The following is a 19,905-nucleotide window of genomic DNA, read 5'->3' on the forward strand; positions in this document are numbered from 1 at the left end:
ACAAGGTGAAATTTCCATGGCGGAACAACTGTCCACAAGTAAGTGCGATTCACCGTTACTCCAAGCGTTCGTCGACAATCGCAGCATTCTGGTGAAAATTGCCGCCCGGATCACCGGGTGTCGCTCACGCGCCGAGGATGTCGTGCAGGACGCTTTCTTCCGGCTCAGTGCAGCCCCGCAGATCACCTCGTCGTTCAAGGCGCAGTTGAGCTACCTGTTCCAGATCGTGCGCAACCTGGCCATCGACCATTACCGCAAGCAGGCGATGGAGCTGAAGTATTCCGGCAGCGAAGAGGAAGGTCTGAATGTGGTCATCCATGGTGCCTCGCCCGAAGCCACGCACATCAATTTCGCGACGCTTGAGCACATTGCCGATGCGCTGAGCGAGCTGCCGCAGCGCACCCGCTATGCGTTCGAGATGTACCGCCTGCATGGCGTGCCGCAGAAGGACATCGCCAAGGAGCTGGGCGTGTCGCCGACCCTGGTGAACTTCATGATTCGCGATGCGCTGGTGCATTGCCGCAAGGTGTCGCTGGCGCGGGGTGAGGTGGCCTGAAGGGGCCACCCTGCGCCGCTGCTGCCCTGTAGGAGCCGGCGTTGCCGGCGATCCTCCCTCCAGGCCAGATGCCGGGTGTCCGGCAGCACGAGCGCCTTGTGCTGGTTCGCCGGCAACGCCGGCTCCTAAAGGATCGGGTGCCGGCCTATACCAGCCTGCAGCGCTCGAAGAAGCGCTCGCGTCCCAGGATCATCAGCGCCGCACGCTTGTGCGGGAAGTCGAATTCCTTCTCGCAGTGAAAGCACTGGTCATGCATGTACCCGATCATCTTGGCATTGTCGGCCCGAGGCTCGGCCACCACGCGCTGGGTGCGCGGGTCGTCCAGGAACAGGTAGTGCACCAGCGCCGACAGCCAGCTGGCCACCTTGTGCGGCCCGCGGTGCGTCTGCTCCCCTACCAGCATGTGAATGCCACGGTCGTAGTCGTCGGCCGCATAGAACGGTGCAATCCGGTCCTCCTTGGCCCAGTAGGCTTCGAAGTAGGCAAACGGCTGGTCGTCGAAGCAGCCGATCAGGGTCAGTGTGTGCGGGTCGGCCTCAAGCTTGCTCAGGTAGTCGCGGTGCTGTTCGAGGCTGCCGCCCTCCTGCCAGAAGCTCAGCACCCGCGGGTTGTTCTGCCAACGGTTGAAGCGCTCCAGGTCGTGGTCGATTTCCAGGGTCCGCAACGAGATCCACGCCCCCAGCCGCGCATCGAAGCGCCGATACACTTCCCCCCGCGGCTTGGGCGCACGGCGCGGATGACGCTTGCCGGCACTGATCTGCATCTGCTGCGGGTACACGCCCGACAGCGATTCGCCCAGCCACGGTTGCGGCAACTGCCAGAACAGCGTGCGCTCGCAGCGGTAGCGCCCCGCCTGTTCGTCGGCCACCAGCAGGCCGCTGGCCAGTGCCGCCTCGGGCACCTGCGCCAGATGCCAGCACAGGCGCTGACACCCCGGATCGCGGGAAAACAGCCAGTAGCACGCGGCCCACAACGCCTGCTGTGGGCGCTCGGGGCAGGTGTATTGCAGGTGCACGTTAAGGTCATCACCGCGCTCCAGACGCAGGCGCACCAATGGCGTGTCTTCGAGCACCAGGCTCAGGTGGCAGTCGGTTTCATCGGCGCTGAGGCTGCGCCAGCGCGGCAGGGCCAACGCGCAGGTTGCGGTATCGGAAGGCATGGTCTTGGGCTCACGAAGTGGAAGAGACAATCTCACTGCTGTTGACGTGAAAACCGTGGGCGAATTTAGGGCGAATGGGCCGCGCTGACACCGATCTGGTAAGGCCCGAAGATGTCCTGCAACTGACCGTTCTCGTGCAGTTGCTGCAACAGACGGGCAAAGGCCTCGCCACTGATCGGTGCCTGGGGACGCAGCAGTGCGTAATGGTGATAGGTCTGGTCGGTACGCTCGGAGGCCAGGAACTGGCCTCGGTAATCCTCGTGGCGCGCCAGAAAGTCGTACAGGTACGAACGGGTCACCAAGGCCACGTCGGCGCGGTCGCGCTGCACCATCATCAGGTTGCTGTCGTGGGAATAGGTCAGGGTGGCGCCGAATGTTTGCTGCAGGTACCTGGCGTCGGCATTGAAACCGGCGAAGGCGTAGTGATAGCCGCTGTACAACGCCAGGCGCTTGCCCTGCAGGCTGTCGAAGTAGACCTGGCCGCGGCCTTCGATATTGTGCGTGACGAAGACTTCGGCATCTTCGAGGCCGAGATCGACCTTGACGAAGTCGATGCCTTTCCAGCCCCAGTCAGGGTTTTCGAAGATCGCCATGTCGATGCGACCCTCGTTGAAGTCGCGAAAGCGTCGCGGTATGGAGGTGGGCACCAGCGTGAAATGGTAGGTGTCCTGAAGCGCGTTCAAGGCCTGGATCAACTGCGCCAGCAGGCCGCTGCCGGTATCGCGTTCGGGATTGACGGTGTACGGGGGAAAGTGCGCTGCGCCGATCCTGATCTGCTCCTGGGCACACGCCGGTGTGGTCAGCCACGCCACCGCGAGCATCGACAGGGAGAGCACGACCTGTGGCAGTGACGCTGAACTCAAGGCAACACACTCTTTACGGGTTCGCGCCTAAACTAGGCGTTTTCCTACGCTTGCACAACTGGCAGAACCATCAGGCAAATGGCCACGGGATACCGCACAGGCCACAGATTGGCTACGCTCAGGCGAGTATCTGTCAAGGAGCCTGCCATGGGCCACTGGTTGGTGATCGACCTGGAAGCTACCACCGACGAGGGTGGCTGGCCGATCGAAGACATGGAAATCATCGAGATCGGCGCCAGCCTGGTCAACCGCGAAGGCCGCGAGGTGGACCACTTCCAGCGCTTCGTCAAACCCCGGCGGCGCCCGCTGCTGCCGCCCTTTTGCCGTGAGCTGACGCATATCGCCCAGGCGGACATCGACGCCGCCGCCCCCTTTGCCCAGGTGTGGGACGGGTTCGAGCACTGGCTGCAGCATCAGCAGGCGCACCTGCAGGGCTGGGTCAGCTGGGGCGACTACGATCGCCGCCAGCTGCTGCAGGAATGGCAGGTGCACCAGGTGCACAGCCTGCTGGCCGACACCTGCCACCTCAACCTCAAGCAGCGCTTCGCCAAGGCCCGCCACCTGAAACGCCCGCCCGGGCTCAAGGGCGCGCTGGCCCTGGCCGGGCTGCAGTTTGTCGGGCAGCAGCACCGCGCCCTGGAAGATGCGCGCAATACCGCACGCCTGCTGCCGCTGAGCCTGCCGGCCCAGGGCGCCTGAAAGCGGATGACGCCACCGGGAGGCTTGGGCATACTGGCCAGCCCTTTTTTGCCCCTTTCAGGAGTCGCCCATGTTTAAGGTCAACGAGTACTTTGATGGCACGGTCAAGTCGATCGCCTTCACCAGCGCCGAAGGCCCGGCCACTGTCGGCGTGATGGCCCCGGGCGAGTACGAGTTCGGTACGGCCAAGCGCGAGATCATGCACGTGGTGTCCGGCGCCCTGATCGTCAAGCTGCCGGGCAGCGACAACTGGGAAACCTTTACCGCCGGCAGCCAGTTCAATGTGCCGGCCGACAGCAAGTTCCAGCTGCAGGTGAAGGTCGATACCGCCTACCTGTGCGAATACCGCGACTGATTCAAAGGCTTCGCCGGCAAGGCAGGCTCCTGCAGGGGACTGCGGTCGTTGCAGGAGCCGGCCTTGCCGGCGAAGCGGCCATCAGCGTAAAAACGCCACGATGCTGTCCGCCGCCGCCCCCAGGTGGTGCGCATGGCTGAACCCCGAGGCCTTCAGCGGCTTCAAGTCATGATCCCCTGCCACCAGCCAGCACAGCTCGATGGCTGACGACAGTGCATACCCCTCCACCGTCTCGCGATTGCCCAGCGCATCACGCTCGCCCTGCACGATCAGGGTTGGCGTCTTCAGTTCGGCCAGGTGCGCCACCCGCGGCTTCTCGGGCTTGCCTGCGGCATAGAACGGATACCCCAGGCACACCAGCGCATCCACCCCCAGTTCGTCCGCCACCAGGCTGGCCATGCGCCCGCCCATGGACTTGCCGCCGATCACCAGCGGCCCAGCGACCAATGGTCGCACCTGGGCCACCACTTCGCGCCAGCAGTCGAGCAGGCGGGCCTGGGGGTTTGGCGGCCTTCTGCCACCATCGAGCCGGCGCTGGGCCATGTAGGGAAACTCGAAGCGCAGTACCGCCAGCCCTTGCGCGGCAAGCCTCTGCGCCATGTCGGTCATGAACGCGCTGTCCATGGGTGCGCCCGCGCCGTGGGCCAGGATCAGGCACCCCAGGGGCGACGCATCTGCCTGATTTTGCGGGGCATCGTACAACCAGCCGCGTTGTTCGACCCACTGCGCCCATTGATCCCCGTCAATACCGGCCACTTGCCCATTACTCATGCTTGCCTCGCTGTTTAGCCTGCCTATAACCGTGGATGGGAACCCATACATGAACACAACCAGCAGTACCGCCTACAACTACCAGGTGGTCCGCCAATTCGCCATTATGACGGTGGTGTGGGGAATCGTCGGGATGGGGCTCGGCGTTTTTCTCGCCGCGCAGCTCGTCTGGCCTTCACTCAACTTCGACCTCCCGTGGACCAGCTTCGGGCGCCTGCGCCCCTTGCACACCAACGCGGTGATCTTCGCCTTCGGGGGCTGTGCACTGTTCGCCGCCTCCTACTACTCGGTACAGCGTACCTGCCAGACCGTGCTGTTCTCGCCACGCCTTGCCGCCTTTACCTTCTGGGGCTGGCAACTGGTGATCGTGCTCGCGGCCGTCAGCCTGCCGCTGGGTTATACCAGCTCCAAGGAATACGCCGAACTGGAATGGCCGATCGACATCCTGATCACCATCGTCTGGGTGGCCTACGCCGTGGTGTTCTTCGGCACCCTGATGAAGCGCACCACCAAGCACATCTACGTGGGCAACTGGTTCTTCGGTGCGTTCATCATCACCGTGGCGATCTTGCATATCGTCAACAACCTGGAAATCCCGGTCAGCCTGACCAAGTCGTACTCGCTGTACGGCGGCGCCACCGACGCGATGGTGCAATGGTGGTACGGCCACAACGCCGTAGGCTTCTTCCTGACCGCAGGCTTCCTGGGCATGATGTACTACTTCGTGCCCAAGCAGGCCGAGCGCCCGGTGTACTCGTATCGCCTGTCGATCGTGCACTTCTGGGCCCTGATCACCCTGTACATCTGGGCCGGCCCGCACCACCTGCACTACACCGCCCTGCCCGACTGGGCGCAGTCGCTGGGCATGGTGATGTCGCTGATCCTGCTGGCGCCCAGCTGGGGCGGCATGATCAACGGCATGATGACCCTCTCGGGCGCCTGGCATAAGCTGCGCAGCGACCCGATCCTGCGCTTTCTGGTGGTGTCGCTGGCGTTCTACGGCATGTCGACCTTCGAAGGCCCGATGATGGCGATCAAGACCGTCAACGCCCTGTCGCACTACACCGACTGGACCATCGGCCACGTACACGCCGGCGCCCTTGGCTGGGTAGCGATGATCTCGATCGGCGCGCTGTACCACATGATCCCGAAAGTGTTCGGCCGCGAGCAGATGTACAGCCTTGGCCTGATCAACGCGCACTTCTGGCTGGCGACCATCGGCACCGTGCTGTACATCGCCTCGATGTGGGTCAACGGCATCGCCCAGGGCCTGATGTGGCGTGCAGTCAACGCCGACGGCACCCTGACCTACTCCTTCGTCGAAACCCTGGTGGCCAGCCACCCTGGCTTCATCGTGCGGTTCGTGGGCGGTGCGATCTTCCTCACCGGCATGTTCCTGATGGCCTGGAACACCTGGCGCACCGTGCGTGCCCCAGCGGGCGAGACCGCCAACGCCACTGCGCAGCTGGCCTGAGGAGAACCTGATGAAACACGAAGTAATCGAGAAGAACGTCTTCCTGCTGGTGCTGTTGATGGTGTTTGCCGTCAGCATCGGCGGCCTGACCCAGATCGTCCCGCTGTTCTTCCAGGACGTCACCAACAAGCCGGTCGAAGGCATGAAGCCCTACACCGCGCTGCAGCTGGAAGGCCGCGACATCTACATCCGTGAAGGCTGCGTACAGTGCCACTCGCAGATGATCCGTCCGTTCCGCGCCGAAACCGAACGCTACGGCCACTACTCGGTAGCCGGTGAAAGCGTGTGGGACCACCCGTTCCTGTGGGGCTCCAAGCGTACCGGGCCTGACCTGGCCCGCGTCGGCGGCCGCTACTCCGACGACTGGCACCGTGCGCACCTGTACAACCCGCGCAACGTGGTACCCGAGTCGAAGATGCCGGCCTACCCGTGGCTGGTGGCCAACCCGGTCGACAGCAGCCATACCGAGACCAAGCTGCGCGTGATGCGCACCCTGGGCGTGCCCTACAGCGACGACGATATCACCGGCGCCGTGGCCTCGCTCAAGGGCAAGTCCGAGATGGACGCGCTGGTCGCCTACCTGCAGGTGCTCGGCACCGCGATCAAGAACAAGAGGTAAGCGCCATGGACTTCACACTGGATATCGGCCAGTTGCGCGGCCTGGGCACCCTGCTGGTAGCCATCGCCTTCATCGGCCTGGCGCTGTGGGTGTTCAGCGGCCGGCGTGACCGCGAGTTCGCCGAAGCGAGCCTGCTGCCGTTCGCCGACGATCGCCTTGTACCTGCCGCCAAAGAATCCGAATCGAGGAGTAACGGGCAATGACCACCTTCTGGAGTACGTACATCTGCGTACTGACCATCGGTAGCCTGATCGGCCTGACCTGGCTGCTGCTCAGCACCCGCAAGGGCCAGAGCAAGGGCACCACCGACCAGACCATGGGCCACAGCTTCGACGGCATCGAGGAGTACGACAACCCGCTGCCCAAGTGGTGGTTCTGGCTGTTCGTGGGCACCCTGGTGTTCTCGGTGGGCTACCTGATCCTGTACCCGGGCCTGGGCAACTGGAAAGGCATCCTGCCCGGCTACGAGAACGGCTGGACCGGCGCCAACGAGTGGCAAAAGGAAATGGACCGCGCCGACGCCAAGTTCGGGCCGATCTTCGCCAAGTTCGCCGCCATGCCGGTGGAAGAAGTGGCCAAGGACCCGCAGGCGCTGAAAATGGGCGGTCGCCTGTTCGCCTCCAACTGCTCGGTGTGCCACGGCTCGGACGCCAAGGGTGCCTACGGCTTCCCCAACCTGACCGACAATGACTGGCGCTGGGGCGGTGACCCGGAAACCATCAAGGCTTCGATCATGGGCGGTCGTCACGGCGTGATGCCGGCCTGGGCCGAAGTGATCGGCGAGCAGGGCGTGGCCGATGTGGCCGGGTTCGTGCTGACCAACCTCGATGGCCGCAGCCTGCCCAAGGACGCCAAGGCCGACGTGGAAAACGGCAAGCAGCTGTTCGCCACCAACTGCGTGGCCTGCCACGGACCGGAAGGCAAAGGCACCCCGGCGATGGGCGCACCTGACCTGACCCACCCGCAGGCATTCATCTACGGTTCGAGCTATGCCCAGCTGCAGCAGACCATCCGTTACGGCCGTCAGGGCCAGATGCCGGCGCAGCAGGACATTCAGGGCAACGACAAGGTCCACCTGCTGGCGGCCTATGTCTACAGCCTGTCGCAACCGGCAGAGAACGTAACTGCCAAGTGAAACGATGATGTAACTGAGCCTTGACTCAAACCGCCGCATCGACAACGGTGCGGCGGTTCCCACCGCCCCTTGCGACCAAGTGTCGCACCCCGCCGCACACCCGCCTTGCACCCCCCCTGATCGAGACTAAGCTTGTTGCCACAGTGGCTTGAAGTCTTGCACCTGAATGCACCTTTTTGGCGCACTTTCTGTTCGCGAGCCACCACCAAAGGCTGATGGATCCCGGCCCAAGTGCGAATTGCCTGCCCTGACCACGCAGGACGATAGTGCCAAGGCAGCTTAATGCGTGCACAACGAAAGCGGAATAATGGTGCACATTATCGCCTTGCGATTGTGTACACTTCCCACCGCCAATCGGCTGGAAACGCCGTAAAATCGGCCTTCGCAAGGTGCGGCGCGATTTCCATCGCGTTGCAATAACCACACGGTTTATACATACTTGCGCCGATTTTTTAACCAACAAAAACACCCAAACCGTGGAACCTTAGAATGAGCACAGCAATCAGTCCGACTGCTTATAACTATAAGGTCGTCCGCCAGTTCGCCATCATGACGGTGGTCTGGGGGATCCTTGGCATGGGCCTCGGTGTCTTCATCGCCTCGCAACTGGTCTGGCCTCAGCTGAACCTGGACCTGCCGTGGACGAGCTTTGGACGCCTGCGCCCCCTGCACACCAACCTGGTGATCTTCGCCTTCGGTGGGTGCGCACTGTTTGCCACTTCCTACTATGTCGTGCAGCGAACCTGCCAGACGCGACTGATTTCCGACAGCCTCGCGGCCTTCACCTTCTGGGGCTGGCAAGCGGTGATCGTCGGCGCGCTGGTCACCCTGCCGCTGGGCTACACCACGACCAAGGAATACGCAGAACTGGAATGGCCTATCGCCATTTTGCTGGCCATCGTGTGGGTTACCTACGGTGCGGTGTTCTTCGGCACCATCGTCAAGCGCAAGACCAAGCACATCTATGTGGGCAACTGGTTCTACGGTGCCTTCATCGTGGTGACCGCGATGCTGCACATCGTCAACCACGCCTCGCTGCCGGTCAGCCTGTTCAAGTCGTACTCGGCCTACTCGGGCGCGACCGACGCGATGATCCAGTGGTGGTACGGCCACAACGCCGTGGGCTTCTTCCTGACCACCGGCTTCCTGGGCATGATGTACTACTTCGTACCCAAGCAGGCCGAACGCCCGATCTACTCGTATCGCCTGTCGATCGTGCACTTCTGGGCGCTGATCACCCTGTACATCTGGGCCGGCCCCCACCACCTGCACTACACCGCACTGCCCGACTGGGCGCAGTCGCTGGGCATGGCGATGTCGATCATCCTGCTGGCCCCGAGCTGGGGCGGCATGATCAACGGCATGATGACCCTGTCGGGCGCCTGGCATAAGCTGCGCACCGACCCGATCCTGCGCTTTCTGGTGGTATCGCTGGCGTTCTACGGCATGTCGACCTTCGAAGGCCCGATGATGGCGATCAAGACCGTCAACTCGCTGTCGCACTACACCGACTGGACCATCGGCCACGTACACGCCGGCGCTCTGGGCTGGGTAGCGATGATCTCGATCGGCGCGCTGTACCACATGATTCCGAAAATCTATGGCCGCGTGCAGATGCACAGCGTGGGCCTGATCAACGCGCACTTCTGGCTGGCGACCATCGGCACCGTGCTGTACATCGCCTCGATGTGGGTCAACGGCATCACCCAGGGCCTGATGTGGCGCGCCATCAACGACGACGGCACCCTCACCTACTCCTTCGTCGAAGCGCTGCAGGCCAGCCACCCGGGCTTTATCGTGCGTGCACTGGGCGGTGCGTTCTTCGCCTCCGGCATGCTGCTGATGGCCTACAACGTTTGGCGCACCGTCCGCGCCTCGCAGCCGGCCGAAGCTGAAGCCGCCGCTCAGATCGCTGTCGTTGGAGCTCACTGATGAAGCACGAAGTAGTCGAGAAGAATATCGGCCTGCTGGCCTTCTTCATGGTCATCGCCGTGAGCATCGGCGGCCTGACCCAGATCGTCCCGCTGTTCTTCCAGGACGTCACCAACAAGCCGGTCGAGGGCATGAAGCCCCGCGTCGCGCTGGAGCTGGAAGGCCGCGACATCTACATCCGTGAAGGCTGCGTACAGTGCCACTCGCAGATGATCCGTCCGTTCCGCGCCGAAACCGAGCGTTACGGCCACTACTCGGTAGCCGGTGAAAGCGTGTGGGACCACCCGTTCCTGTGGGGTTCCAAGCGTACCGGGCCTGACCTGGCCCGCGTCGGCGGCCGCTACTCCGACGACTGGCACCGCGCGCACCTGTACAACCCGCGCAACGTGGTGCCGGAGTCGAAGATGCCGGCCTACCCGTGGCTGGTGGAGAACACCCTCGACGGCAAGCTGACCGCCAGGAAAATGGAAGTGTTGCGCACCCTCGGCACGCCCTACACCGACGAGGACATCGCCGGTGCCCGCGACGCGGTCAAGGGCAAGACTGAAATGGACGCTCTGGTTGCCTACCTGCAAGGGCTGGGCACCATCATCAAAAGCAAACGGTGACCTTGATGGATATCGGGATGATTCGTGGCCTGGGCACCGTCGTGGTGATGGTGGCCTTCATCGGCCTGGCGTTGTGGGTATTCAGTTCTCGGCGCAAGTCCGAGTTCGACGAAGCGACCATGCTGCCCTTCGCGGATGATCCCGAAGCCAGCAAGCACGTCGAGCAAGCGCAAGCGAGCGCTTCTAGGAGTAACAAAGAATGACTACCTTCTGGAGTCTGTACGTCACCGTTCTGAGTCTGGGTACCATCTTTGCCCTGACCTGGCTGCTGCTGTCCACCCGCAAGGGCCAGCGCAGCGAAACCACCGAAGAAACCGTGGGCCACGCCTACGACGGCATCGAGGAATACGACAACCCGCTGCCCAAGTGGTGGTTCATGCTGTTCGTGGGCACCATCGTGTTCGCCCTGGGCTACCTGGTGCTGTACCCGGGCCTGGGCAACTGGAAAGGCCTGCTGCCGGGCTACCAGTACCTGGACAACGAAAACAAGGTGGCCTTTGCCAACGGCGAGTCGGGCTGGACCGGCGTGCACGAGTGGGAAAAGGAAATGGCGCGTTCGGATGCCAAGTTCGGGCCGATCTTCGCCAAATTTGCAGCGATGCCAATTGAAGAAGTGGCCAAGGACCCGCAAGCCCTGAAGATGGGTGGCCGCCTGTTCGCCTCCAACTGCTCGGTATGCCACGGCTCCGACGCCAAGGGCTCCTACGGCTTCCCCAACCTGACCGACGACGACTGGCGCTGGGGCGGCGAGCCCGAGACCATCAAGGCCACCATCATGGGCGGTCGTCACGGCGTGATGCCGGCCTGGGCCGAAGTGATCGGCGAGCAGGGCGTGGCCGATGTGGCCGGGTTCGTGCTGACCAACCTCGATGGCCGCACCCTGCCCAAGGACGCCAAGGCCGACGTGGAAAACGGCAAGAAGCTGTTCGCCGCCAACTGCGTGGCCTGCCACGGACCGGAAGGCAAAGGCACCCCGGCGATGGGCGCGCCCAACCTGACCCATCCGCAGGCGTTCATCTACGGCTCGAGCTACGCCCAGCTGCAGCAGACCATCCGTTACGGCCGCCAGGGCCAGATGCCGGCGCAGCAGGACATTCAGGGCAACGACAAGGTCCACCTGCTGGCGGCCTATGTCTACAGCCTGTCGCACCAGCCAGAGAAAACCGCCGAAGCGCAGTGAACATGCCCCGGCTGTGAAAAGGCCCCGCCAGTGTTGCTGGCGGGGCCTTTTTATTGGCGCAGGCCCCTTCTGCCGGCTAGCCGGCCAAGGGGCCGGATCTGCCACCCACGTGACTCAGGTCAATTGACAAGCTCCACTACACTATCGCCCGCCACTAACCAACGCGACCAAAGGTCGCACTGCACCCTGTACCGCAATGACAGGCGTATCATGCGCCCTAGAGCAGCAACAACTTCTGACTGCGGTCGGCATGTACTGGCCGCGGCACTTTTCCACTGCCGTGGGACTCAATGATGAGCAAACAGATTCCAGTACATGACGTCACCCCACCTGCCAAGAAAGATGCCGGCGGCGTCGACCTCTATGCCGCACGGGAAAAGATCTACACCCGCGCCTTCACCGGCCTGTTCCGCAACCTGCGCATGGCCGGCGGGGCCCTCCTGTTCCTGCTGTACTTCGGTACCGTCTGGCTGAACTGGGGCGGGCACCAGGCCGTGTGGTGGAACCTGCCCGAGCGCAAGTTCTACATCTTCGGCACCACCATCTGGCCCCAGGACTTCATCCTGCTCTCGGGCATCCTGATCGTCGCGGCCTTCGGCCTGTTCTTCATCACCGTGTTCGCCGGGCGCGTGTGGTGCGGCTATACCTGCCCGCAAAGCGTGTGGACATGGATCTTCATGTGGTGCGAGAAGGTCACCGAAGGCGACCGCAACCAGCGCATCAAGCTCGACAAGGCGCCCATGAGTGCCAACAAGCTGGTGCGCAAGCTGGCCAAGCACAGCCTGTGGCTGAGCATCGGCTTCGTCACCGGCATGACCTTCGTCGGCTACTTCAGCCCCATTCGCGAACTGAGCATCGAATTCTTCACCGGCCAGGCCGACGGCTGGGCCTACTTCTGGGTCGGCTTCTTCACCCTGGCCACCTACGGCAACGCCGGCTGGCTGCGTGAGCAGGTGTGCATCTACATGTGCCCGTATGCGCGCTTCCAGAGCGTGATGTTCGACAAGGACACGCTGATCGTGTCGTACGACCCGCGTCGCGGCGAAACCCGCGGCCCGCGCAAGAAGGACATGGACTACAAGGCCAAGGGCCTGGGCGACTGCATCGACTGCACCATGTGCGTGCAGGTGTGCCCGACCGGCATCGACATCCGCGACGGCCTGCAGATCGAGTGCATCGGCTGCGCCGCCTGCATCGATGCCTGCGACACCATCATGGACAAGATGGAGTACCCGCGCGGGCTGATCAGCTACACCACCGAGCACAACCTGTCGGGGCAGAAGACGCACATGCTGCGCCCGCGCCTGATCGGCTACTTCGTGGTGCTGCTGGTGATGATCGGCCTGCTGGCCACCGCCTTCCTCATGCGCCCGCTGGTGGGCTTCGACGTGAGCAAGGACCGCGTGCTGTACCGCGAGAACGCCCAGGGCCGCATCGAGAACGTGTACAGCCTCAAGGTGATGAACAAGGACCAGCGCGACCACGTGTACGTGCTCGATGCCTCCGGCCTGCCGGACCTCAAGCTCGAAGGCGCGCGGGAGATCCGCGTGGCGGCCGGCGATATCGTCAGCCTGCCGGTACAACTGTCGATGGCACCGGAAGATCTGCCTTCGACTGCCAACGAAGTCACCTTCACCCTCAAGGACGCCGACGACAACGGCACCCAGGTCGAAGCCAAGAGCCGTTTCATCGGCCCCAACATTCGCTAAGAGAGTAGAGACATGCCTGCAAACGCCTCCAGCCCCTGGCACCACCACCTCTGGCCGTGGATCATCATCGGCGTGCTGGCCACGTCGGTGACCTTGAGCCTGACCATGGTGACCATCGCGGTGAACAACCCGGACAACCTGGTCAACGACAACTACTACGAGGCTGGCAAGGGCATCAACCGCTCGCTGGACCGCGAGCTGCTGGGGCAGAGCCTGAAGCTCAAGGCCAGCGTGCACCTGGACGAGCTGACCGGCGAAGTGGACCTGCGCCTGAGCGGTGACAGCCAGCCGCAGACCCTGGAGCTGAACCTGATCTCGCCGACCCAGCCGGAGAAGGACCGCAAGATCATGCTGACCCGCAGCGAAAGCGAGCCCGGGCGTTACCTGGGGCAGTTGAGCGACAAGGTCGAGGGCCGGCGTTTCGTCGAGCTGCTGGGTACCGAAAAGGGCCAGGTATGGCGCCTGTTCGAAGAAGAGCAAGTGGCGCACGACACCACGCTGATGCTGGGTGACGAGGCGCTGCAAGGGGCTGAACACCTCGAGAAATGAGTCGACTGCAATCGCGGGTCAAGCCCGCTCCCACAGGGTTTTCGGTGCTCAGACACCCTGTGGGAGCGGGCTTGACCCGCGACAAGGTCACCACCCATCTGCGATAGATAACAATGACCAGCCCCACGCCTTGCTACCACTGCGCCCTGCCCGTCCCGGCCGGCAGCCACTTCACCGCCGTGGTACTCGGCGAACCCCGTGCATTCTGCTGCCCCGGCTGCCAGGCCGTGGCCGAAGCCATCGTCGCCGGCAACCTGGAAAGCTACTACCAGCACCGCAGCGAAGCCAGCGCCAACCCCGACGCGCTGCCCGTGCAACTGGTCGACGAACTGGCCCTGTACGATCGCAGCGACGTGCAGAAGCCTTTTGTGCGCCACACCGGCGAACTCGCTGAAACCACCCTGATGATCGAAGGCATCAGTTGCGCCGCCTGCGGCTGGCTGATCGAAAAGCACCTGCGCAACCTGCCGGCGGTGGCCGAGGCGCGACTGAACCTGTCCAACCATCGCCTGCAGGTGCAATGGGCCGACAGCCAGCTGCCGCTCTCGCAACTGTTGGGTGAACTGCGCCATATCGGCTACGCCGCCCACCCCTACCAGGCCGACCGCGCCGCCGAGCAACTGGCCAGCGAGAACCGCACCGCCCTGCGCCAGCTCGGCGTGGCCGGCCTGCTGTGGTTCCAGGCCATGATGGCAACCATGGCCACCTGGCCCGAGTTCAACATCGACCTGAGCCCGGAGCTGCACACCATCCTGCGCTGGGTGGCACTGTTTCTCACCACGCCCATCGTGTTCTACAGCTGCGCGCCGTTCTTCAAGGGGGCCGCCCGCGACCTGCGCACCCGCCACCTGACCATGGACGTCTCGGTGTCGCTGGCCATCGGCTTGGCCTACTTCGCCGGCATCTGGACCGCCATCACCGGCAGCGGCGAGCTGTATTTCGATGCGGTGGGCATGTTCGCGCTGTTCCTACTGGCCGGGCGCTACCTGGAACGCCGTGCCCGCGAGCGCACCGCCGCAGCCACCGCGCAACTGGTCAACCTGCTGCCGGCCTCGTGCCTGCGCCTGGATGCCGACGGCAACAGCCAGCGCATCCTGCTGCGCGAGCTGCAGACCGGCGACCGGGTCCTGGTACACCCGGGCGCGGTGCTGCCCGCCGACGGGCGCATCATCGACGGCCAGTCGAGCGTCGACGAATCGCTGCTGACCGGCGAGTACCTGCCGCAACCGCGCCAGCGCGGCGATGCGGTGACGGCCGGCACGCTGAACATCGAGAGCGTACTGACCGTGCAGGTACAGGCCCTGGGCCAGGACACCCGACTGTCGGCCATCGTGCGCCTGCTCGAACGCGCCCAGTCGGAAAAACCTCGCCTGGCCGAGATCGCCGACCGTGCCTCGCAGTGGTTCCTGCTGTTCTCGCTGGTGGCCGCCGCGGCCATCGGCCTGCTGTGGTGGGAACTGGACCCCTCGCGGGCGTTCTGGATCGTGCTGGCCATGCTGGTCGCCACCTGCCCCTGCGCACTCTCGCTGGCCACCCCCACCGCGCTCACCGCGGCCACCGGCACGCTGCACAAGCTCGGCCTGCTGCTCACCCGCGGCCATGTGCTGGAGGGCCTGAACCAGATCGACACGGTGATTTTCGACAAGACCGGCACCCTCACCGAGGGGCGCCTGACATTGCGCGCCATCCGCCCGCTGGGGACGCTGGACGCCGACCAGTGCCTGACCCTCGCCGCCGCCCTCGAAAGCCGCTCCGAGCACCCGATCGCCCGGGCCTTCGGGCGCACCATCACGGTCGCCGACGACGTGCAGAGCACGCCGGGGCTGGGTCTTGAGGGGCAGGTGGAGAACCGCCGCCTGCGCATCGGCCAGGCCAACTTCGTGTGCGCCCTGAGCCACAGCGCAGCGCCGGCGATGCCCGACGAACCCGGGCAGTGGCTGCTACTGGGCGACAGCCACGGGCCGCTGGCCTGGTTCGTGCTCGACGACCGCCTGCGCCACGACGCCGCCGACCTGCTGGCAGCCTGCCGTGCCCGCGGCTGGCAGACCCTGCTGCTGTCGGGCGACAGCTCGCCGATGGTGGCCAGCGTCGCCGCCGAGCTGCGCATCGACCAGGCCGTCGGCGGCCTGCGCCCGGACGACAAGCTGCAACGGCTCAAGGCCCTGCAGGCCAAGGGACACAAGGTGCTGATGCTGGGTGACGGGGTCAACGACGTGCCGGTGCTGGCCGCGGCCGACATCAGCATTGCCATGGGCTCGGCCACCGACCTGGCCAAGACCAGCGCCGATGCGGTGCTGTTGTCCAACCGCCTGGAGGCGCTGGTGCAGGCTTTCGGCCTGGCGCGCCGCACGCGCCGGATAATCATCGAGAACCTGCTGTGGGCTGGCCTGTACAATGGCCTCATGCTGCCGTTCGCCGCACTGGGCTGGATCACTCCGATCTGGGCGGCGGTCGGCATGTCGGTCAGTTCGCTGATCGTGGTGCTCAACGCCCTGCGCCTTACGCGCATCCGCGAGCTGCCTGCCACCGCCCCTATCGTCGACGCCGCACACCCCGCGACGGCCTGACCCGGAGACCCCATGCCCGCGCTCTACGTCATGATTCCCGCCGCGCTGCTGATCGTCGCGATTGCCGTGTACATCTTCTTCTGGGCCGTGGACAGCGGCCAGTACGACGACCTCGAAGGCCCGGCCCACAGCATCCTGTTCGACGACCAGGACCCCAAGCACCAGGCCGCCCTGGACCAGGCCGAGCCGCGCAAGCCCGACGACAGCGGCGCCCCGCCCCATGCTTGACCTGTTGCCGCTGCTGAGTTCGGCGCTGATCCTCGGCCTGCTGGGGGGCGGCCACTGCCTGGGCATGTGCGGCGGCCTGATGGGCGCACTCACCCTGGCCATCCCCAAGGCGCAGCGCAGCCGGCGCTTTCAGCTGCTGCTGGCGTACAACCTGGGGCGCATCCTCAGCTATGCCGCTGCCGGCCTGCTGCTGGGCCTGGCCGGCTGGGCGGTGGCGGGCGGACCGCTGGCCACCGGCATGCGCGTGCTCGCGGCGCTGCTGCTGATCAGCATGGGCCTGTACCTGGCCGGCTGGTGGAGCGGCCTGACCCGCATCGAAAGCCTGGGGCGCGGCCTGTGGCGGCACATACAGCCGGTGGCCAATCGCCTGCTGCCGGTGTCGAGCCTGCCGCGCGCGCTGCTGCTGGGCGCGCTGTGGGGCTGGTTGCCGTGCGGGCTGGTGTACAGCACCCTGCTGTGGGCCGCCAGCCAGGGCAACGCCACCCACAGCGCCCTGCTGATGCTGGCCTTCGGCCTGGGCACCTGGCCGGTGCTGCTGGCCACGGGGCTGGCCGCCGAGCGCACCAGCGCCCTGCTGCGCAAGCGCGGGGTACGCGTGACGGGGGGCCTGCTGGTGATCCTGTTCGGCCTGTGGACCCTGCCGGGGCCGCACCAGCACTGGCTCATGGGGCACTGAACACCCGTTGATACAAATCAACACGCCCTGACACAACGCTCCCTAGACTCCGGACACTGCCGCCATTCCAGGGACTGCCACCATGCTCGACGCCCTCCACTGGGACCCCGACCTTATTCGCCGTTACGATCTGGCGGGCCCGCGCTACACCTCCTACCCGACCGCCGTGCAACTGCACAGCCAGGTCGGCTCGTTCGACCTGTTGCACGCCCTGCGTGACAGCCGCCGCGCCGCGCGCCCGCTGTCGCTGTACGTGCACGTGCCGTTCTGCGCCAACATCTGCTACTACTGCGCCTGCAACAAGGTGATCACCAAGGACCGCGGCCGCGCCCAGCCCTACCTGCAGCGCCTGGAGCAGGAAATCCAGCTGATCGCCTGCCACCTGGACCCGCGCCAGACCGTGGAGCAGTTGCACCTGGGCGGCGGTACACCGACGTTCCTCAGCCACGCCGAACTGCGCCAGCTGATGACGCACCTGCGTCAGCACTTCAACCTGCTGGATGATGATTCGGGCGACTACGGCATCGAGATCGACCCGCGCGAGGCCGACTGGTCGACCATGGGGCTGCTGCGCGAACTGGGCTTCAACCGTGTCAGCCTGGGCGTGCAAGACCTCGACCCGGTGGTGCAACGGGCCATCAACCGCCCGCAAAGCCTGGAGCAGACCCGCGCGATCATCGAGGCCGCGCGCACCCTGCAGTTTCGCTCGATCAACCTCGACCTGATCTACGGCCTGCCCAAGCAGAGTACCGAAGGCTTTGCACGCACCGTCGAGGAAGTGATCAAGCTGCAGCCCGACCGCCTCTCGGTGTTCAACTATGCGCACCTGCCCGAGCGTTTCATGCCCCAGCGGCGCATCGACAGCAGCGACCTGCCGGCGCCTGCGCTGAAACTGGAAATGCTGCACAACACCATCGAGCAGCTGACCGAGGCAGGCTATCGCTACATCGGCATGGACCATTTCGCCCTGCCCGACGACGAACTGGCCATTGCCCAGGAAGAGTCGACCCTGCAGCGCAACTTCCAGGGCTACACCACCCACGGCCACTGCGACCTGATCGGCCTCGGCGTGTCGGCCATCAGCCAGATCGGCGACCTGTACTGCCAGAACAGCAGTGATCTGAACGAATACCAGAACACCCTCGGCGCCTCGCAGTTGCCCACCAGTCGCGGCCTGATCTGCAACGAGGACGACCGCATCCGCCGCGCGGTGATCCAGCAGCTGATCTGCCATTTCGAACTGGAGTTCGAGACCATCGAGCGCGCCTTCACCCTCGATTTTCGCGGTTACTTCAACGCGCAGTGGCCTGCCCTGCTGGGCATGGCCAAGGACGGCCTGATCAGCCTGGATGCCAACGGGATCAAGGTGTTGCCGGCGGGGCGCCTGCTGGTACGCTCGGTATGCATGGTGTTCGATGCCTACCTGGACCTGCACAACCGCCAGCGGTTTTCGCGGGTGATTTGAATCAGCCCATCAACTCGAACACCTTCGCGACCTGATCAAGGCTCAGGTTCTCCTGCTTCATGGCCTTGTTCAGGTTGGCGGTGGCGGTGGTGATTGCCCCCGTCAGCGTGGCGATCTCACCCTGCAGCGATGAGACCTTTTGCCGCATCTGCTCGGGGGTCAGGGAGTTGTCTCGCATGACGGCCTGCATCTGCTGCATCTTTTCAGCCAGTTGCTGCTGCAGCTTGCGGATGGTCTTGAGGGTCTGCTGGATGGTCTGGGGCAGACCGCTTTCCTCGATGTCCTTGTTGCCGCCGCTGCTTTTGGACGCCTGCAGGCCCGCCAGGGACAGGTTGACCCTGACCCCCTCCTTGGCAGGAGCCTCGGCCGGTTGGGCGCTCTGGGCACCGTCGACATTGGTCTTGGCGACAGGGGGTTTGAGCTGGGTTGCAGCGCTATTCAGAGGATTTGAATCGATAGAGAGCATGGACAGTCTTTCCTGTTAAGGACACTATTCCAGGTCATCGGCCAAACATCGCCGATCTTGAGCCCAGCACGCACCAAAAGCGCGCACGCTGGCCTGAACCCGGCCGTCTGAGTTACCCTTACGGCTTATGTGTGCTTTCCCCAGAAGGATCGAATGAAAATGTCCGAGCCAGTTAAACTGCGCCCTCACAACCAGGCCCATTGCAAGGATTGCAGCCTGGCGCCCTTGTGCCTGCCTCTTTCGCTGAATCTGGAAGACATGGACGCACTGGACGAAATCGTCAAGCGCGGGCGTCCGTTGAAAAAAGGCGAGTTTCTGTTCCGCCAGGGCGACAACTTCGGCTCGGTTTACGCCGTGCGCTCCGGCGCCCTGAAGACCTTCAGCCTGAGCGACGCGGGCGAGGAGCAGATCACCGGCTTCCACCTGCCCAGCGAACTGGTCGGGCTGTCGGGCATGGACACCGAGGCCTACCCGGTATCGGCGCAGGCCCAGGAAACCACTTCGGTGTGCGAGATCCCCTTCGAGCGCCTGGACGAGCTGTCGGTGCAACTGCCGCAGCTGCGTCGCCAACTGATGCGGGTGATGAGCCGCGAGATTCGCGACGACCAGCAGATGATGCTGCTGCTGTCCAAGAAGACTGCGGACGAGCGCATCGCCACCTTCCTGGTCAACCTGTCGGCGCGCTTTCGCGCACGCGGCTACTCGGCCAACCAGTTCCGCCTGAGCATGTCGCGCAACGAGATCGGCAACTACCTGGGCCTGGCGGTGGAAACCGTGTCACGGGTGTTCACGCGCTTCCAGCAGAACGGCCTGATCGAGGCCGAAGGCAAGGAAGTACGCATCATCGACCCGATTCAGCTGTGCGCCCTGGCCGGCGGCTCGCTGGACAGCTGA

At 64.4% G+C, this 19,905-nt stretch carries 22 protein-coding genes; 18 read left to right on the forward strand and 4 right to left on the reverse strand.

Annotation, left to right across the window (positions count from 1 at the left end; translation table 11 throughout):
- Positions 1-16: 16 nt before the first annotated feature.
- Positions 17-556, forward strand: coding sequence for an RNA polymerase factor sigma-70 (locus tag MF6396_RS10170; RefSeq protein WP_043862395.1), 540 nt, complete (start codon positions 17-19; stop codon positions 554-556).
- Positions 557-701: 145 nt separating this feature from the next.
- On the opposite strand, the gene MF6396_RS10175 is transcribed toward MF6396_RS10170, so the two are convergent.
- Positions 702-1,715 carry a GNAT family N-acetyltransferase gene (locus MF6396_RS10175; protein WP_058542023.1) on the reverse strand — a complete coding sequence of 338 codons (1,014 nt, stop codon included), beginning with the start codon at positions 1,713-1,715 and terminating at the stop codon, positions 702-704.
- 65 nt (positions 1,716-1,780) lie between these two features.
- On the reverse strand, positions 1,781-2,536 hold the full coding sequence (locus tag MF6396_RS10180; RefSeq protein ID WP_078480291.1) for a substrate-binding periplasmic protein: 756 nt from the start codon (positions 2,534-2,536) through the stop codon (positions 1,781-1,783).
- Between the two features lie 189 nt (positions 2,537-2,725).
- Here MF6396_RS10180 and MF6396_RS10185 point away from each other — a divergent pair, with 189 nt between their 5' ends.
- A complete protein-coding gene (locus MF6396_RS10185; RefSeq protein ID WP_078480238.1) occupies positions 2,726-3,277 on the forward strand; it encodes an exonuclease domain-containing protein in 552 nt (183 codons plus the stop codon).
- Between the two features lie 70 nt (positions 3,278-3,347).
- Complete coding sequence (gene ppnP / locus MF6396_RS10190) at positions 3,348-3,632, forward strand: pyrimidine/purine nucleoside phosphorylase (RefSeq protein ID WP_043862392.1); 285 nt, start codon at positions 3,348-3,350, stop codon at positions 3,630-3,632.
- 81 nt (positions 3,633-3,713) lie between these two features.
- On the opposite strand, the gene MF6396_RS10195 is transcribed toward ppnP, so the two are convergent.
- Positions 3,714-4,403, reverse strand: a complete 690-nt coding sequence (locus tag MF6396_RS10195; protein ID WP_043862391.1) for an alpha/beta fold hydrolase — start codon at positions 4,401-4,403, stop codon at positions 3,714-3,716.
- A gap of 49 nt (positions 4,404-4,452) precedes the next feature.
- On the opposite strand from MF6396_RS10195, the gene ccoN (MF6396_RS10200) reads away from it, so the two are divergent.
- From ccoN (MF6396_RS10200) to hemN, 14 genes are all read left to right on the forward strand, one after another.
- Complete coding sequence (ccoN, locus tag MF6396_RS10200) at positions 4,453-5,877, forward strand: cytochrome-c oxidase, cbb3-type subunit I (protein ID WP_043862390.1); 1,425 nt, start codon at positions 4,453-4,455, stop codon at positions 5,875-5,877.
- A gap of 10 nt (positions 5,878-5,887) precedes the next feature.
- Positions 5,888-6,496, forward strand: coding sequence for a cytochrome-c oxidase, cbb3-type subunit II (gene ccoO, locus MF6396_RS10205; RefSeq protein WP_043862389.1), 609 nt, complete (start codon positions 5,888-5,890; stop codon positions 6,494-6,496).
- Between the two features lie 5 nt (positions 6,497-6,501).
- Positions 6,502-6,699, forward strand: coding sequence for a cbb3-type cytochrome oxidase subunit 3 (locus MF6396_RS10210; protein ID WP_043862388.1), 198 nt, complete (start codon positions 6,502-6,504; stop codon positions 6,697-6,699).
- Complete coding sequence (gene ccoP, locus MF6396_RS10215) at positions 6,696-7,631, forward strand: cytochrome-c oxidase, cbb3-type subunit III (protein WP_043862387.1); 936 nt, start codon at positions 6,696-6,698, stop codon at positions 7,629-7,631. Before MF6396_RS10210 ends, ccoP (MF6396_RS10215) begins: the two co-directional genes overlap by 4 nt.
- Positions 7,632-8,120: 489 nt before the next feature.
- Positions 8,121-9,563 carry a cytochrome-c oxidase, cbb3-type subunit I gene (ccoN, locus tag MF6396_RS10220; RefSeq protein ID WP_043862386.1) on the forward strand — a complete coding sequence of 481 codons (1,443 nt, stop codon included), beginning with the start codon at positions 8,121-8,123 and terminating at the stop codon, positions 9,561-9,563.
- Positions 9,563-10,171, forward strand: coding sequence for a cytochrome-c oxidase, cbb3-type subunit II (ccoO, locus tag MF6396_RS10225; protein ID WP_043862385.1), 609 nt, complete (start codon positions 9,563-9,565; stop codon positions 10,169-10,171). Before ccoN (MF6396_RS10220) ends, ccoO (MF6396_RS10225) begins: the two co-directional genes overlap by 1 nt.
- Positions 10,172-10,176: 5 nt before the next feature.
- Positions 10,177-10,374 carry a CcoQ/FixQ family Cbb3-type cytochrome c oxidase assembly chaperone gene (locus MF6396_RS10230; protein ID WP_043862418.1) on the forward strand — a complete coding sequence of 66 codons (198 nt, stop codon included), beginning with the start codon at positions 10,177-10,179 and terminating at the stop codon, positions 10,372-10,374.
- A complete protein-coding gene (gene ccoP, locus MF6396_RS10235) occupies positions 10,371-11,351 on the forward strand; it encodes a cytochrome-c oxidase, cbb3-type subunit III (RefSeq protein ID WP_043862384.1) in 981 nt (326 codons plus the stop codon). The genes MF6396_RS10230 and ccoP (MF6396_RS10235) overlap by 4 nt, the downstream gene beginning before the upstream one ends.
- A 293-nt stretch (positions 11,352-11,644) precedes the next feature.
- Positions 11,645-13,060 (forward strand): cytochrome c oxidase accessory protein CcoG, encoded by a 1,416-nt coding sequence (gene ccoG / locus MF6396_RS10240; protein ID WP_058542067.1) that lies wholly within the window; start codon positions 11,645-11,647, stop codon positions 13,058-13,060.
- 12 nt (positions 13,061-13,072) lie between these two features.
- Positions 13,073-13,609 carry a FixH family protein gene (locus tag MF6396_RS10245; protein WP_043862382.1) on the forward strand — a complete coding sequence of 179 codons (537 nt, stop codon included), beginning with the start codon at positions 13,073-13,075 and terminating at the stop codon, positions 13,607-13,609.
- A 113-nt stretch (positions 13,610-13,722) separates the two neighbouring features.
- Positions 13,723-16,176 (forward strand): heavy metal translocating P-type ATPase, encoded by a 2,454-nt coding sequence (locus tag MF6396_RS10250; protein ID WP_078480239.1) that lies wholly within the window; start codon positions 13,723-13,725, stop codon positions 16,174-16,176.
- 12 nt (positions 16,177-16,188) lie between these two features.
- Positions 16,189-16,404 (forward strand): cbb3-type cytochrome oxidase assembly protein CcoS, encoded by a 216-nt coding sequence (gene ccoS, locus MF6396_RS10255; RefSeq protein WP_054915579.1) that lies wholly within the window; start codon positions 16,189-16,191, stop codon positions 16,402-16,404.
- Positions 16,397-17,080, forward strand: a complete 684-nt coding sequence (locus tag MF6396_RS10260; protein WP_043862379.1) for a sulfite exporter TauE/SafE family protein — start codon at positions 16,397-16,399, stop codon at positions 17,078-17,080. Before ccoS ends, MF6396_RS10260 begins: the two co-directional genes overlap by 8 nt.
- Before the next feature lie 82 nt (positions 17,081-17,162).
- Complete coding sequence (gene hemN / locus MF6396_RS10265) at positions 17,163-18,545, forward strand: oxygen-independent coproporphyrinogen III oxidase (RefSeq protein WP_058542025.1); 1,383 nt, start codon at positions 17,163-17,165, stop codon at positions 18,543-18,545.
- Position 18,546: 1 nt separating this feature from the next.
- On the opposite strand, the gene MF6396_RS10270 is transcribed toward hemN, so the two are convergent.
- Positions 18,547-19,011: a hypothetical protein gene (locus MF6396_RS10270; protein ID WP_043862377.1), complete on the reverse strand. Its 465-nt coding sequence runs from the start codon at positions 19,009-19,011 to the stop codon at positions 18,547-18,549.
- Between the two features lie 159 nt (positions 19,012-19,170).
- Between MF6396_RS10270 and fnrA the strand changes: the two genes are divergently transcribed.
- Positions 19,171-19,905, forward strand: coding sequence for a Crp/Fnr family transcriptional regulator FnrA (gene fnrA, locus MF6396_RS10275; protein ID WP_043862376.1), 735 nt, complete (start codon positions 19,171-19,173; stop codon positions 19,903-19,905).

Origin of the sequence: Pseudomonas sp. MF6396, from assembly GCF_002018915.1 — a bacterium.
GTDB lineage: Bacteria > Pseudomonadota > Gammaproteobacteria > Pseudomonadales > Pseudomonadaceae > Aquipseudomonas > Aquipseudomonas palmensis.

Bases quoted from the DNA above. Each gene is read 5' to 3' on its own strand.
- ccoO (WP_043862385.1), top strand. From the start codon at position 9,563: ATGAAGCACGAAGTAGTCGAGAAGAATATCGGCCTGCTGGCCTTCTTC.
- MF6396_RS10195 (WP_043862391.1), bottom strand. From the start codon at position 4,403: ATGAGTAATGGGCAAGTGGCCGGTATTGACGGGGATCAATGGGCGCAG.
- ppnP (WP_043862392.1), top strand. From the start codon at position 3,348: ATGTTTAAGGTCAACGAGTACTTTGATGGCACGGTCAAGTCGATCGCC.
- ccoP (WP_043862384.1), top strand. From the start codon at position 10,371: ATGACTACCTTCTGGAGTCTGTACGTCACCGTTCTGAGTCTGGGTACC.
- MF6396_RS10245 (WP_043862382.1), top strand. From the start codon at position 13,073: ATGCCTGCAAACGCCTCCAGCCCCTGGCACCACCACCTCTGGCCGTGG.
- MF6396_RS10250 (WP_078480239.1), top strand. From the start codon at position 13,723: ATGACCAGCCCCACGCCTTGCTACCACTGCGCCCTGCCCGTCCCGGCC.
- ccoN (WP_043862386.1), top strand. From the start codon at position 8,121: ATGAGCACAGCAATCAGTCCGACTGCTTATAACTATAAGGTCGTCCGC.
- ccoG (WP_058542067.1), top strand. From the start codon at position 11,645: ATGAGCAAACAGATTCCAGTACATGACGTCACCCCACCTGCCAAGAAA.
- hemN (WP_058542025.1), top strand. From the start codon at position 17,163: ATGCTCGACGCCCTCCACTGGGACCCCGACCTTATTCGCCGTTACGAT.
- ccoS (WP_054915579.1), top strand. From the start codon at position 16,189: ATGCCCGCGCTCTACGTCATGATTCCCGCCGCGCTGCTGATCGTCGCG.
- MF6396_RS10230 (WP_043862418.1), top strand. From the start codon at position 10,177: ATGGATATCGGGATGATTCGTGGCCTGGGCACCGTCGTGGTGATGGTG.
- ccoP (WP_043862387.1), top strand. From the start codon at position 6,696: ATGACCACCTTCTGGAGTACGTACATCTGCGTACTGACCATCGGTAGC.
- MF6396_RS10210 (WP_043862388.1), top strand. From the start codon at position 6,502: ATGGACTTCACACTGGATATCGGCCAGTTGCGCGGCCTGGGCACCCTG.
- MF6396_RS10175 (WP_058542023.1), bottom strand. From the start codon at position 1,715: ATGCCTTCCGATACCGCAACCTGCGCGTTGGCCCTGCCGCGCTGGCGC.
- MF6396_RS10170 (WP_043862395.1), top strand. From the start codon at position 17: ATGGCGGAACAACTGTCCACAAGTAAGTGCGATTCACCGTTACTCCAA.
- MF6396_RS10180 (WP_078480291.1), bottom strand. From the start codon at position 2,536: ATGCTCGCGGTGGCGTGGCTGACCACACCGGCGTGTGCCCAGGAGCAG.
- MF6396_RS10270 (WP_043862377.1), bottom strand. From the start codon at position 19,011: ATGCTCTCTATCGATTCAAATCCTCTGAATAGCGCTGCAACCCAGCTC.
- MF6396_RS10260 (WP_043862379.1), top strand. From the start codon at position 16,397: ATGCTTGACCTGTTGCCGCTGCTGAGTTCGGCGCTGATCCTCGGCCTG.
- MF6396_RS10185 (WP_078480238.1), top strand. From the start codon at position 2,726: ATGGGCCACTGGTTGGTGATCGACCTGGAAGCTACCACCGACGAGGGT.
- fnrA (WP_043862376.1), top strand. From the start codon at position 19,171: ATGTCCGAGCCAGTTAAACTGCGCCCTCACAACCAGGCCCATTGCAAG.
- ccoO (WP_043862389.1), top strand. From the start codon at position 5,888: ATGAAACACGAAGTAATCGAGAAGAACGTCTTCCTGCTGGTGCTGTTG.
- ccoN (WP_043862390.1), top strand. From the start codon at position 4,453: ATGAACACAACCAGCAGTACCGCCTACAACTACCAGGTGGTCCGCCAA.